12 protein-coding genes are annotated in these 12,869 nt (G+C 73.8%); 7 read left to right on the forward strand and 5 right to left on the reverse strand.

The annotated features are described in order from the left end of the window. Positions 1-82: 82 nt before the first annotated feature. From ACZ6SQ_RS29930 to zapE, 4 genes are all read right to left on the reverse strand, one after another. Entirely contained in the window at positions 83-859 is a 777-nt protein-coding gene (locus ACZ6SQ_RS29930; RefSeq protein WP_469567515.1) for a slipin family protein, read from the reverse strand. A 138-nt stretch (positions 860-997) separates the two neighbouring features. Then, on the reverse strand, positions 998-2,509 hold the full coding sequence (locus ACZ6SQ_RS29935) for a SulP family inorganic anion transporter (RefSeq protein ID WP_469567517.1): 1,512 nt from the start codon (positions 2,507-2,509) through the stop codon (positions 998-1,000). Between the two features lie 7 nt (positions 2,510-2,516). After that, complete coding sequence (locus tag ACZ6SQ_RS29940; RefSeq protein ID WP_469567520.1) at positions 2,517-3,110, reverse strand: carbonic anhydrase; 594 nt, start codon at positions 3,108-3,110, stop codon at positions 2,517-2,519. Positions 3,111-3,423: 313 nt separating this feature from the next. Next, a complete protein-coding gene (gene zapE / locus ACZ6SQ_RS29945; protein WP_469567523.1) occupies positions 3,424-4,527 on the reverse strand; it encodes a cell division protein ZapE in 1,104 nt (367 codons plus the stop codon). Between the two features lie 264 nt (positions 4,528-4,791). Here zapE and ACZ6SQ_RS29950 point away from each other — a divergent pair, with 264 nt between their 5' ends. From ACZ6SQ_RS29950 to ACZ6SQ_RS29975, 6 genes are all read left to right on the forward strand, one after another. Beyond that, positions 4,792-5,727, forward strand: a complete 936-nt coding sequence (locus ACZ6SQ_RS29950; protein WP_469567525.1) for a pyrimidine reductase family protein — start codon at positions 4,792-4,794, stop codon at positions 5,725-5,727. A gap of 154 nt (positions 5,728-5,881) precedes the next feature. After that, positions 5,882-6,355: an indole-3-glycerol phosphate synthase gene (locus tag ACZ6SQ_RS29955; protein WP_386380866.1), complete on the forward strand. Its 474-nt coding sequence runs from the start codon at positions 5,882-5,884 to the stop codon at positions 6,353-6,355. Between the two features lie 230 nt (positions 6,356-6,585). Then, the gene (gene murC, locus ACZ6SQ_RS29960) at positions 6,586-7,980 is read left to right on the forward strand and encodes a UDP-N-acetylmuramate--L-alanine ligase (protein WP_469567527.1); all 1,395 of its coding nucleotides are present in this window, start codon (positions 6,586-6,588) and stop codon (positions 7,978-7,980) included. Positions 7,981-7,993: 13 nt separating this feature from the next. Next, complete coding sequence (gene msrB, locus ACZ6SQ_RS29965) at positions 7,994-8,401, forward strand: peptide-methionine (R)-S-oxide reductase MsrB (protein ID WP_386380868.1); 408 nt, start codon at positions 7,994-7,996, stop codon at positions 8,399-8,401. A 10-nt stretch (positions 8,402-8,411) separates the two neighbouring features. Beyond that, on the forward strand, positions 8,412-9,176 hold the full coding sequence (locus ACZ6SQ_RS29970) for a thioesterase II family protein (protein WP_469567530.1): 765 nt from the start codon (positions 8,412-8,414) through the stop codon (positions 9,174-9,176). Continuing rightward, positions 9,173-9,889 carry a 4'-phosphopantetheinyl transferase family protein gene (locus ACZ6SQ_RS29975; RefSeq protein ID WP_469567533.1) on the forward strand — a complete coding sequence of 239 codons (717 nt, stop codon included), beginning with the start codon at positions 9,173-9,175 and terminating at the stop codon, positions 9,887-9,889. Before ACZ6SQ_RS29970 ends, ACZ6SQ_RS29975 begins: the two co-directional genes overlap by 4 nt. 12 nt (positions 9,890-9,901) lie before the next feature. On the opposite strand, the gene ACZ6SQ_RS29980 is transcribed toward ACZ6SQ_RS29975, so the two are convergent. Next, positions 9,902-10,894 (reverse strand): lysylphosphatidylglycerol synthase transmembrane domain-containing protein, encoded by a 993-nt coding sequence (locus tag ACZ6SQ_RS29980; RefSeq protein WP_469567535.1) that lies wholly within the window; start codon positions 10,892-10,894, stop codon positions 9,902-9,904. Between the two features lie 667 nt (positions 10,895-11,561). Between ACZ6SQ_RS29980 and ACZ6SQ_RS29985 the strand changes: the two genes are divergently transcribed. Beyond that, a complete protein-coding gene (locus tag ACZ6SQ_RS29985; protein ID WP_469567538.1) occupies positions 11,562-12,749 on the forward strand; it encodes a PP2C family protein-serine/threonine phosphatase in 1,188 nt (395 codons plus the stop codon). The last annotated feature ends 120 nt before the right edge of the window (positions 12,750-12,869 follow it).

Consider the following 12,869-nt stretch of genomic DNA (forward strand, 5'->3'; position numbering starts at 1 on the left):
TGGCCTTCCTGTTGGCGGACAGGACTGACCAAGCGTGTGTACCACCGGCGGCGCCGCGCGGGAACGACACGCGTCGCGGAAGTCACCTTTCCGGCGGGGCCTGTTGGGCCCGTTCCAGGAAGCGCAGCAGCTCCACGGGGAACGGCAGCACCAGGGTGGAGTTCTTCTCGGCGGCCACGGCCACCACCGTCTGGAGCAGCCTCAGTTGGAGAGCCGCCGGGGTCTCGGACATCTGCTTGGCGGCCTCGGCCAGCTTCTTCGAGGCCTGGAGCTCGGCGTCGGCGTTGATGACCCGGGCGCGGCGCTCCCGGTCGGCCTCGGCCTGCCGGGCCATGGAGCGCTTCATGGACTCCGGCAGCGACACGTCCTTGATCTCCACGCGGTCGATCTGCACGCCCCAGCCGATGGCGGGGCTGTCGATCATCAGTTCCAGGCCCTCGTTGAGCTTCTCGCGGTTGGACAGCAGATCGTCCAGGTCGCTCTTGCCGATGATGGACCGCAGCGAGGTCTGCGCCATCTGGGAGACGGCGAACCGGTAGTCCTCGACGTTGACGATCGCGGCGGCGGCGTCCACCACCCTGAAGTACACGACCGCGTCGACGCGCACGGTGACGTTGTCGCGGGTGATGCCCTCCTGGGCGGGCACCGGCATGGTGACGATCTGGAGGTTGACCCGGCGGATGCGGTCCACGCCGGGCACGATCATCGTCAGCCCCGGGTTGCGGGCCGTCCCGCGCAACCGCCCGAGCCGGAAGACCACTCCGCGCTCGTACTGTTTGACCACCCGTGCCGCCGCCGCGAAGTACACCAGCCCGGCCGCACCGGCTCCCGCGAGCACCGCGAGCAGCTCCTGGACCATGACGACCTCCTCGTCGAGAGGCCCGTGTTTCCCTTCCTGTCACGATATGCCCGGTGCCCGGTCCGAGGCCATGAGCGGCCGTGGACCGGGCACCGGGGCGGGCTTCTGCGTTCGGAGCGGGACCGTCCGTACCGGGCGTTACGGCGTGGTGGTGGCCGTCGCCGGGCCCTGTGGAGCGGTGGCCGTGGCCGGGCCCTGCGGAGCGGTGACCTTCACCGGTTCCGTGCCCGCCGCGCTGTGCCGCTCGGCCCAGCCCTCCAGGGCCGTGCGGAAGGCGTGGTCCAGGTGGTGCAGGCCGGACAGGTCCAGCTCCACCGGGCGGTCCTTCGGCAGGGCCTCCAGGCTGTCGAGGATCCTCGGCAGCCGCAGGAAGGTCGCGTTGCCCGACAGGAACGCCTGGACCGGGCCCGCGCCCTTGTCGACGACGTCGAGACGGATGTGCGAGGCGTCCCACGCCGTCTTCACCACGGCCAGGCCCAGGCCGATGAGCACGCCCTCGAACATGCTGACCGCGACGATCGCCAGTGCCGTGACCGCGAGGATCACGGCCTCGCCCCGGTGCTCGCGCCACAGCGCCCCGATCGAGCGCAGCGGGATCAGCCTGGCTCCGGCGTGGATGAGGATGCCCGCCAGCGCCGGGAGGGGTATGTACGCCAGGGCCTGCGGCAGCAGCGCCGCGCACAGCAGCAGCCAGAGGCCGTGCAGCACACGGGAGGCCTTGGTGCGGGCGCCCGCCTGGACGTTGGCCGCGCTGCGCACGATCACGGCGGTCAGCGGCAGCGCGCCGAGCAGGCCGCTGACGGTGTTGCCCGCGCCCTGCGCGACCAGCTCCTTGTCGTACTCGGTGCGCGGCCCGGTGTGCAGCCGATCCACGGCGGCCGCGCTGAACAGCGACTCCGCGGAGGCGATCATGGTGAACGCCACGATGGTGGCGAGCACCCCGGGGTCGGCCAGCTCGCCGAGGGTGCCGGCGGACGGCAGGCTGATCGAGTCGAACAGCCCGCGCACCTCCACGGTGGCCACCGGCAGGTCCAGGACGAGGACGGCCAGGGTCGCCAGGCCGACCGCGGCGAGCGGCCCCGGCACCGCGCGCACCCGGTGCGGCAGACGGCGCCACAGCACCAGCACGGCGATGGTGCCGGTGCCGAGGAGCAGCGAGGCGAGCGCCCCGGTGTCCCGGAAGGCGCCGGCCAGCGCGCCGGGCGCGCCCGCGATCTTCGCCAGGCCGGAGGCGGGCGCCTCGGCGTCCGCGGCGGCGTACAACTGTCCGGCGATGAGCACCAGTCCGATTCCGGCCAGCATTCCCTCGACGACGGAGACGGAAATGGCCCGGAACCAGCGCCCGAGTCTCAGCGCGCCCATGAGCATCTGCAACAGACCGGTCGCCAGCACCATCACGGCGAGCACGGCGAGGCCGAAGTCGGAGACGGCCTCGAAGACCAGCACGGTCAGTCCGGCGGCGGGCCCGGACACCTGGAGGCTGCTGCCGCGCAGCACGCCGGTGACGAGGCCGCCCACGATGCCGGTGACCAGGCCGAGTTCGGCCGGGACCCCGGAGGCGACGGCCACGCCGACACATAACGGCAGGGCGACGAGGAACACCACGAGCGACGCCGCGAAGTCCTGCTTCACATGGGGGAACCTGGGCATCGGAGCCTCACAGGGCTTCGAACGCGTCGGTCCCGGAACGGTGTTCGCGCACCGCGCCGGTGTGCACCTCGTAGTACCAGCCGCGGACGCGCACGCGGCCTTCGGCCAGCGCTCTGCGCACGCACGGGTAGGAGCGCAGCCGCAGCAGCTGGGCGAGGACGTGGTGCTGCACGGCGTCGGCGACCGCGGGGTCGTCCCGCGTCGCGGGGTCCTGGCCGCGGTCGCGGTCGCCGGCGGCCTGCGCCAGCCAGTCGCGCACGGCGGGCACCGCGTCGAGGTCGTCGCCGCGCACCAGCGCGCCCACGGCCCCGCAGTGCGAGTGGCCGCACACCACGACGTCCTGGACGCCGAGCACGTCGACCGCGTATTCGATGGTGGCCGCCTCGGCGCTGGGGCGCGCCGGGTCGTGCGGCGGGACGATGTTGCCCGCGGTGCGCAGCTCGAACAGCTCGCCGGGGCGTGCTCCGGTGATCAGCGCCGGGACGACCCGGGAGTCGGAGCAGGTGATGAACAGGACGGTGGGCGACTGGCCCGCGGCCAGTCCGGCGAACTCCTCAGGGCGCTGTCCGAACCTGCGGGCGTTGTCGATGAGGGGCTGCATAGGGCGATTCCTCCTGGCGCGCCGGCGGGCGCGTCGGACGGACAGGACAGAGTGGTGGGGGCGCTCTGCTCTCCGGCTGTCAGGCCGTGGGTCCGCCGGGATCGCCGGAGACCGCAGGGATCGGCAGGGATCGGCATGGAGCAGTATGGGAACGCGTATGCGGCGCCCCAATGATTGGTCAACAGCAGGTCAAGAAACACGTTAACCCCGCGACGTCGTTCGCAGGGTCGACGCGCTGTTTCCGGCTGGAAAGAGGTGCCGATATGAGGGTGTATGGCGTGAACGAGTCCTTGACCCGGGAGGCTTTATGGGGTCAGGACTCCACGATCCGCTTGGCGTCGCGGGCCAGCGCGGTCAGTCGCGAGATGGCCCTGAAGTACTTCTTGCGGTACCCGCCCTTCAGCATCTCCTCGCTGAACAGCCGATCGAAGGGGAGTCCGGACGCCAGCACCGGTACCTCGCGGTCGTAGAGCCGGTCGGCCAGTACGACGAGTCGCAGCGCCGTCGACTGGTCGGGGGTCGGCGTCACGCCCGTCAGACACACCGCGTTCAGGCCATCGGTGAGCGCTCCGTAGCGGCTGGGGTGGACGCGGGCGAGGTGGTCCAGCAGATGCGGGAAGTCGTCGAGCGAGGCGCCCGGGGTGGCGTAGGCGGCCTTGGTGACCTGCTCGTCCGAGTACGGCGGCGGGGCCTCGGGCAGGCCGCGGTGACGGTAGTCCTCGCCGTCGATGCGCAGGGCCCGGAAGTGGGCCGACAGGCCCTGGATCTCGCGCAGGAAGTCCGCCGCCGCGAACCGGCCCTCGCCGAGCTTGCCCGGCAGGGTGTTCGAGGTGGCGGCGAGCGCGACGCCCGCGTCGACCAGCTTGCCCAGCAGGGTCGAGACGAGGACGGTGTCGCCGGGGTCGTCCAGTTCGAACTCGTCGATGCACAGCAGCCGGTGCCCGGACAGGGTCCGCACGGTCTGCTGGAAGCCGAGCGCGCCGACCAGGTTGGTCAGCTCCACGAAGGTGCCGAACGCCTTCAGCGACGGGTCGGCCGGGGTGGCGTGCCACAGGGAGGCCAGCAGGTGGGTCTTGCCGACGCCGTAGCCGCCGTCCAGGTAGACGCCGCGCGGGCCGGCAGGCGTCTTGGGCGCCTTGGCCCGGCCGAAGCCCAGGAAGCCGCGCTTGCCGGCGCCGGTGGCGTGCGCGCCGCCCAGTCCGGCCGCGAAGCCCTCCAGGACCCGGACGGCCTCGGTCTGGCTCGGCTGGTTCGGGTCCGGTATGTACGTACTGAAGCGCACCGAGTCGAACCGCGGCGGCGGCACCATCTCGGCGACGAGCCGGTCCGCGGGGACATGCGGCTCGCGGGCGCACAGGGACAGCGGGGCCGCGTCGGCTATCGGGTCGACGCCGGAGGCGGTGGTGGAGGACGACACGGTTCCCCAGCTTAGAGCCTGTCCGGGGGGCGGGGCCGGGCCGGGAGCCGCGGCCCCCGGTGGTGCGAGGGGGGCCGCCGCAGCGCGAGCCCGATCCTGGCGGGCCTGCGGGAGGTCTCCGGGCGGGTGCCCGGAGGGTGTACGGCGCGACGGGCCTGTGGGCGGGGACCAGCGACAGCGCCGCCGGGGGCGTGCGTGTGAGGCCCCCGCGACGCCGTCGCGATCCGCCGGGCAGGGCCCGGGGTGCGTGGAACACTGCGTGGTATGCGACGCCTGTTCCCTGTGACCGACGAAACAGCAGCCCCGGCCCCGCGGGGGACTCCTGAGGCCCACGGTGAAGGGGGCGGTCCCGAGGGGCCCTGGGCTCCCGGGACCCATGGTGCGGCCGACCGGGCCGCGGACACCGCCGCCGCTTCCGCCTCCGGCGCCGGTTCCGATTCCGGCGAGGGCGGGGCCGGACCCGTCGGCGACCGCGAGTGGAGCCTCGCCGAATTGGCCGCGGCCTACGCCTGTCCGGAGACCGGGCCCGGCGGACCGCGGGTGTGGGTGCGCGGCAACATGGTCTCCACGCTCGACGGCGCCGCCCAGCACGACGGCCGCTCCCAGCCCATCTCCTGCCCTGCTGACATGCGGATCTTCGGCACCCTGAGGGCACTCGCCGATGTGGTCCTGGTCGGTGCGGAAACGGTACGCCAGGAGGGTTACCGCCCGGCACGCGCGCGTGCCGAGTTCGCGGCCCGGCGCGAGGCCGCCGGACAGGGGCCGGCGCCCGCGGTCGCCGTGGTCTCCGCGAGCCTGGACCTCGACTTCTCGCTCCCGCTGTTCACCTCCCCGCTGGTCCCCACCGTCGTCCTCACCGGCGCCGAGGCGCCGGCCGACCGGGTGGCGGCCGCCGAGCGGGCCGGGGCGCGGGTGCTGATCGCCGGGGACGGGCGCGGGGTGGAGCCCGCGCGGGCCGTCGAGGCGCTGGCCGGACTCGGGTACACCCGGATCCTCACCGAGGGCGGCCCCCGGCTGCTGGGCCAGCTGATCGCCGCCGACGTGCTCGACGAACTGTGTCTGACGATCTCCCCGATGCTCACCGCGGGCGACGCGCAGCGCATCGCAGGCGGCCCCTCGGTCGGCGTACCGAGCCGCTTCGAACTCGTGTCCCTGCTGGAAGAGGCCGGGTTCCTGTTCGGTCGCTACCGTCGGTCGTGAAATCGGCGGAATCTACCGTTCCGTTTAGCTTCCGCTGGGCACACTAGGACCGGCAGCACCCGTGCGATCACGGGGCAGGATGGTTTCCGCAGGGCCTCGCACGGCCCACGCAGGACGGAGGGCCCACAAGGCCCTCGAACAAGAAGGGGCGCTGGTGTTCACAAGCGTTTTGATGATCGAGAAGGCCCTGACGTCCGCCGACGTGGAGTTCGTCACGACCTTGCACGGGGAGGAGCAGGTCTCCTTCCACGTACTCCTCCAGCCGCGCGGCGAGCAGGCGGACCGGCTGCTGCGCGCCATCGACGACATCGCCCTCGGGGAACTGGACGAGGCGGTGCGCGAGGGGGAGACGCCGGAGGGGGACGAGGCGATGACCGTCGGCGAGAAGGCGCTGGAGGTCTCGCTCGCCGCGCTGCGGGCGGCCGGGGCCCCGGCCGAGGGGCGGCTGGTCGACGACCATCCGCTGGACGCGCTGAAGGGGCTGGTGGGGGAGATCGGGGCCGACGAGGTCATCGTGCTGACCGACCCCCACTACGTGGAGGAGTTCTTCCACCGGGACTGGGCCTCCCGGGCCCGGCACAAGGTGGGGGTGCCGGTGCTGAAGCTGTTCTCGCACAGCAAGGCGTAGGCGCCGCCCGCCCGGCGGCCGGGGCACCCGTGGGCGGGGGCCGGGGCGCGGCACGGCCTTGCCGCGCAGATCGAGGAGACAGGCGCGCGTGCGCGAGGCCGGTCGCGGCCGCCACGCGGCGGAGCCGTGTACCGGTGCGGCGCCCGCGCCCCTCAGCCCGGTGCGGTCGCGGCAGGCAATAGGCTGGGTCCGCTCCACTCTCGTACGCACCGCATCTTGGGAGATCACGCATGGCACCCGGCATTCCTACCGCCATGGACCGACCGCACTTCATCGGTATCGGTGGTGCCGGGATGTCCGGGATCGCGAAGATCCTGGCGCAGCGCGGGGCGCGGGTGGCGGGCAGCGACGCCAAGGAGTCGGAGACCGCGCAGGCGCTGCGGGCTCTCGGGGCCACCGTGCACATCGGGCACGCGGCGGAGCACCTGGCCGACGACGCGAGCTGTGTCGTGGTGTCCTCGGCGATCCGCGCGGACAACCCGGAGCTGGCCCGCGCGGCGGAGCTGGGCGTCCCGGTGGTGCACCGCTCCGACGCGCTCGCCGCGCTGATGGACGGGCTGCGGCCGATCGCGGTGGCGGGCACCCACGGCAAGACCACCACCACCTCGATGCTGGCGGTGTCGCTGACCGCGCTGGGCCGCGAGCCCTCGTACGCGATCGGCGGCGACCTGGACGCGCCCGGCTCCAACGCCCTGCACGGCACGGGCGAGATCTTCGTCGCCGAGGCGGACGAGAGCGACCGCAGCTTCCACAAGTACGCCCCCGAGGTCGCGATCGTCCTCAACGTGGAGCTCGACCACCACGCCAACTACGCGTCCATGGACGAGATCTACGAGTCCTTCCAGACCTTCGCGGCCAGGATCGTGCCCGGCGGCACGCTGGTGATCAACGCCGACCACGAGGGCGCGCGGGAGCTGACCCGGCGGCTCGACGGGTCGGTGCGCACGGTGACGTACGGCGAGGCGCGGGACGCCGATGTGCGGGTGCTGTCCGTCGTCCCGCAGGGCCTCAGGAGCGAGGTCACCGTGGTGCTCGGCGGCGAGGAGCTGACCTTCACGGTCTCCGTGCCCGGCCGGCACTACGCCCACAACGCGGTCGCCGCCCTCGCCGCGGGCGTGGCGCTCGGCATCCCGGCCGCGGAGCTCGCGCCCGCGATCGCCGCGTACACCGGTGTGAAGCGCCGCCTCCAGCTCAAGGGCGAGGCGGCCGGGGTTCAGGTGATCGACTCCTACGCCCACCACCCGACCGAGATGACCGCGGACCTCGAGGCGATGCGGGCGGCCGCCGGGGACGCGCGCATCCTCGTCGTCTTCCAGCCCCACCTGTTCTCGCGCACCCAGGAGCTCGGCAAGGAGATGGGCGCCTCGCTGGCGCTCGCCGACGCCTCCGTGGTGCTCGACATCTACCCGGCCCGCGAGGACCCGATCCCCGGGGTGACCAGCGACCTGATCATCGAGGCCGCGCGGGCGGCGGGCGCGGACGTCACCGCCGTGCACGACAAGACCGAGGTGCCCGGTGTCGTCGCGGGAATGGCGAAGGCGGGCGATCTCGTTCTCACCATGGGAGCGGGCGATGTCACCGACCTCGGCCCGCGCATCCTGGACCGTCTGTCCCCGTCTGAGTGAGGAATGAGGGCTCATGTCGTACGACGTCGAGAAGCCGGACGAGCAGTGGCGTGCGGAGCTGACCCCGGCCGAGTACGCCGTGCTGCGGCAGGCCGCCACCGAGCCCGCGTTCACCGGTGAGTACACCGACACCAAGACCGAGGGCGTCTACTCCTGTCGTGCCTGCGGCGCCGAACTGTTCACCTCCGCCACGAAGTTCGACTCGCACTGCGGCTGGCCGAGCTTCTACGACCCGCGCGACACGGACGCGGTCGAACTGATCGAGGACCGCTCGCACGGGATGCTCCGCACCGAGGTGCGGTGCGCCCGCTGCGGGTCGCACCTCGGCCATGTGTTCGCAGGGGAGGGGTATCCCACGCCCACGGATCAGCGGTACTGCATCAACTCGATCTCCCTGAAGCTGGCGGCGGACGAGAGCTGAGGGCACGGGCATGGCGCCCTCGGGTGCGTGGATACGGCGTTACCTCCCGCTCGACGAGCCCCGGCAGCGGCTGATCTGCTTTCCGCACGCCGGGGGTTCGGCGAGCTACTACCGCACCCTCGCCCGGTCCCTGGGCGGTACGGGCACCGAGACGCTGGTCGTGCAGTACCCGGGTCGGCAGGAACGCATCGCGGAGCCCGCGGCCCGGGACGTGGACGAGATCCTCACGGGCGCCTGGGACGAACTGCTGGCCGCGCTGGGCGACGGCAGACCGTTCGGCCTGTTCGGGCACAGCATGGGGACGGTCCTCGCGTTCGAGGCGGCGCGGCGGCTGGAGCGCGAAGGGCCGTCGCCCGCGGCCCTGTTCGTGTCCGCCCGGGAGGCCCCCTCGGCCGCCCAGGAGACCGATCTGGCGGCGAGGCTCGCCGAGTACGACGACGAAGGACTCGTCACCGAGCTCCAGTTGCTCGGCGGACTCGCCCAGGAGCTGCTGGCCTACCCGGAGATGATCCGGATCGCCCTGTCCTGGCTGCGCTCGGACATCACCCTGCTCGCCGGTTACACGTACCGGCCCGGCCCACCGCTGCGGTGCCCGGTCGTCACCCTCGTCGGGGACGCCGACCCGCATGTGCCGGCCGAGTCGATGCGTTCCTGGCGCACGGAGACGGACGGGGCGTTCGAGACGAACGTCCTGGACGGCGGGCACTTCTACTTCGACGCAGAGGAGCGGCTGGCCGAGGTCTGCAAGATCGTGGACGCCGGGCTGCGGCGATGACCGGGGAGACCGTCGGGCTGTGGTCGCTGCGGGTGGGCGCGCTCGACGAGTCCGCCGTGGACACACGGGAACTCGACGCGGACGAGCGGGCCCGGCTGGAGCGGCTGCGCCACGCCGCGGACCGGGTGCGCTACGGGGCCGCGCATGTCGCCCTGCGGCGGCTGCTGGGGGCGCGCCTCGGGGTCGCGCCCGCCGAGGTCGCCTTCTTCCGGGAGCCCTGTCCGTGCTGCGGCGCGCCGCACGGCAGGCCCGGGGTGCTCGGAGCACCGCACTTCTCGCTCTCGCACGGCGGCGACCGGGTGCTGATCGCGCTGGCCGCGCAGCCGGTCGGTGTGGACGTCGAGCCGTACCCGGCCGCCTCCGACGTCCCCGGGCTGACGGGCACCCTGCATCCGGACGAGCGCCGGGAGATCGCCGAGAGCGGCTTCGCCCCGGCGGTGTTCACCCGGGTCTGGGCCCGCAAGGAGGCCTATCTCAAAGGCCTCGGCACGGGCCTCGGGCGGCCCCTCGACGCCGACTACCTCGGCGGGACGGACGCCGGGCCCGGCCCCGAGGGCTGGAGCGTGTCCGACGTACCGGTGGGCGCCGGCCACGCGGCGGCGGTGGCCGTGCGGGCGGTGGCGGCGCGGCCGCGGGTGGCTGAGCTGGAGACGGGGTTCGTGGCGGCGGGGTGGGACCGGTCGGGCGTGAGAGGGCCGGGTTCGACGGGGTGAGCCGGGCGGGCCTCAGAGCACCTTGCGCTGGACCAGGGCCGACAGGACGAGGGCGCCCGGCAGCAGGGGGATCCAGACCGTGAGCACGCGGTAGCCGATCACGGTCGCCGTGGCCAGGCCCACCGGGGCGCCGAACGCGGCCATGGTGAAGACGAGCGCCGCGTCCACGGGACCGATGCCGCCGGGCGCGGGCACGGCACCCACCGCCGTACTCGCCACCAGCAGGGCCAGCACCACCTGCGCCCACGACAGCGGCAGGCCCAGCGCGAACCCCACACAGGCGATCACACTGCCCTGGAGCAGCGGGGTCGCGGCGGCTCCGCCCCACAGCGGCAGATACCGGCCCGGCATGGTGTGCAGCAACCGCGCGTCGCTCAGGGCGGTGCGCAGGAAGCCGGCCACCGGCCGGCGCAGCGGGCGTACGACCGCGACGATCACCCCGGCCGCTGCCAGCCCGGCCAGCGCGCCGCCCGCGGTCAGCAGCAGCGCCCAGCTGTCCGGGACGAGGTCGCCGAATCGCAGCAGGTCCGGGGCGACCAGCACGAAGACCACCAGGACGACCGTCTTCGCGATGGGCCTGACCAGCGAGTACAGGGCGAGCGAGGCGGTCGCGCGGGCCAGCGGGACGCCGCGCTTCTGGAGAAAGCGCAGGGTCACGGCGTGCGCGCCCAGGGAGGCCGGCAGGACATGGTTCGCGGCGCCCGCGGCGAACTGCGAGGCCAGCAGCAGGCCGGGCGGCAGCCGCTCCGGTACGGCGCCCTGGCGGACGCAGGCGGCGGCCACCCAGCCGAGGCAGGTGAACAGGGACGCGGCCAGCAGCCAGCCGGGGTCGGCGGCGGCCAGCCGGGCCGTGCCCTCGCGCACGGTGCGCAGGTCGACCGCCGCCCACGCGGCGATCAGCAGCAGCGGCAGCAGACTCAGCGTGAGGCGCAGGGCGCGGGCGGAGGCGGGTGAGCGGACGGGGGCGGGGAGGGCGGGGGGAGGCCCGGTGAGCGGCAGGGTCACGGCGTACGTCGTCCTTCCGCGTCCCGCCCGCGCGGGGAACGCGGGGCGGACGAAGACAAACGGGGCGGGGGAGGCGCACCTTGGGGGAGGGCACCCGGGGAGGGGGACGACCGAAAGGTCCCCGCCCGGCATGACGCCACGGTGTCGCGCAGCGAAAGCGGCGCGGGCGGCTGGGCGACACGGTGACCCGCCCGGCCCGGGCCCGGGAGGGGCCGGGGTCCAGGCGGGGTCGGGCGGGGTCGGTGAGGCAGGGCGGGGCCTGTGGGGGACGGGGGCGGGCAGGAGGTACGGCAGCGGGACGGGAGCGCTGGAGGGACGGGGCGAGCAGGGGGTACGACAGGGGGAGGGGAGCGGTGGGGGCGTCGTGGTGTGGCCTCGGCCGGAGGAGCCGACGCCTCGGTCGTCGGAGTCGCCGTGTGGTCCGAGGCCCGGTATCCGCCCCCACGACCGTTCTGCCCGCGCGGGCGCCTTGCCACGCAGCCTGCACTCTTATGCGTTTTTAGTTCCGGTTTGCAACCCTTTTAGGGTGTTCAGTATCCCGCGTTGGATGCACGCGCCCCGAAGACCCGGAAGGGTGCTCTCCGGCGGCCGTCGGCGGCGCGGGGAAAGCCGGGAACGGGAGAGCGGCACGACGGCCGCGCCGGGGGTACCCACGGGAACGGCGGCCGTGCGGGACGCGCTCGCCGGGATCGGCACCACGCTCGACGAGGACGGCACCAGGGAGGAGCTGACCCGTGCGGCCGCCCGGTACGCCGGCTGCGCGGCCGCGCTGCTGACGGCCCCCGCCGAGAGCACGCCTCGGTACGAGGCGGTCCGGGGCGACGCGGACCTGCTGCCCGACCCCCGCTGGGTGGCCGCGGTGGCGGCGCAGGACGTCGGGCAGGGCCGCGGCTGGGCCGGCGCCGCACCCGGCGGCCGTGTCCGGCCCGCGCTGTGCGTGCCGGTCGCCACCGGCGACGCCTGCTTCGGCATGCTGGTCTGCGGCCGCCACGCCGCGCCCTTCACCCGCCCGGAGGCGGAGTTCCTCCAGCTGCTGGCCGAGCGGGCCGCCTCCCATCTGCGGCACGCCCGCGAACACGCCCGGATCAGCCGGATCGTCGGCGACCTCCAGCGCGCCCTGCTCGCCGAACCCGGCCGCCCGCACCCCAACCTGGACGTCGCCATCCGCTACCAGCCCATCGGACGGCGCAGCCTGGTGGGCGGCGACTGGTGCGAGACCGTCCGGCTGCACTTCGGCCGCACCCTGCTGGTCGTCGGCGACGTGATGGGACACGGCGTCGAGGCGGCCGTGGACATGACCGCCTACCGGCAGTCGCTGCGCTACATCGCCTCCGCCGACCTGCCCCCGCACCGAGTGCTGCGCCAACTCGACGACATCGTCTCGGGCGAGCCGGACCGCCGTCCCGCGACCTGTCTGATCGCCCGTGTCGACCCGGCGCGCGGGCAGATCACCCTCGCCAGCGCCGGGCACCTGCCGCCCGCCGTGATCGACGCCCACGGCGAGACGACCCTGCTGCCCGTGCCGGTCGGGCCACCGCTCGGCACCGGGCTCGGCGGGTACGAGGCGGGCACCTACCGGCTCGGGCAGGGCGAGACCCTGCTGCTGTTCACCGACGGGCTGGTCGAGCACCGGGGCGAGGACATCGACCGGTCCCTCGACCGGCTGGCCCGGCTCCGCTTCGTCGGCGAGCCGGACGTGGAGGCCGTCCTGGAGTCGGTCCTCACCCGGCTCGACGCCCGTCACGCCGAGGACGACGTGGCCGTCCTGGCGGCCCGACTGCGCTCGCGCGCGGACGCACCGGACGACGCCCCGGCCAGGCCTACCCCTGGCCCGCCCAACCCCCTGACGCCCTAGACGACCACCCCTCTGAAGGGGCGCGGGGAACTGCGCGAACAACCACGACGAACCCGCAGACACCCACGCGACGACACCCCCCTCAAGGGGCGCGGGGAACTGCGCGAAAGACCAGCCACA

The organism is Streptomyces sp. NPDC048600 (assembly GCF_055587025.1).

Excerpts from the sequence above, each read along its gene's own strand:
- murC (WP_469567527.1), top strand. The coding sequence starts at position 6,586 with ATGGCACCCGGCATTCCTACCGCCATGGACCGACCGCACTTCATCGGT.
- msrB (WP_386380868.1), top strand. The coding sequence starts at position 7,994 with ATGTCGTACGACGTCGAGAAGCCGGACGAGCAGTGGCGTGCGGAGCTG.
- ACZ6SQ_RS29935 (WP_469567517.1), bottom strand. The coding sequence starts at position 2,509 with ATGCCCAGGTTCCCCCATGTGAAGCAGGACTTCGCGGCGTCGCTCGTG.
- ACZ6SQ_RS29975 (WP_469567533.1), top strand. The coding sequence starts at position 9,173 with ATGACCGGGGAGACCGTCGGGCTGTGGTCGCTGCGGGTGGGCGCGCTC.
- ACZ6SQ_RS29970 (WP_469567530.1), top strand. The coding sequence starts at position 8,412 with ATGGCGCCCTCGGGTGCGTGGATACGGCGTTACCTCCCGCTCGACGAG.
- ACZ6SQ_RS29940 (WP_469567520.1), bottom strand. The coding sequence starts at position 3,110 with ATGCAGCCCCTCATCGACAACGCCCGCAGGTTCGGACAGCGCCCTGAG.
- ACZ6SQ_RS29950 (WP_469567525.1), top strand. The coding sequence starts at position 4,792 with ATGCGACGCCTGTTCCCTGTGACCGACGAAACAGCAGCCCCGGCCCCG.
- ACZ6SQ_RS29930 (WP_469567515.1), bottom strand. The coding sequence starts at position 859 with ATGGTCCAGGAGCTGCTCGCGGTGCTCGCGGGAGCCGGTGCGGCCGGG.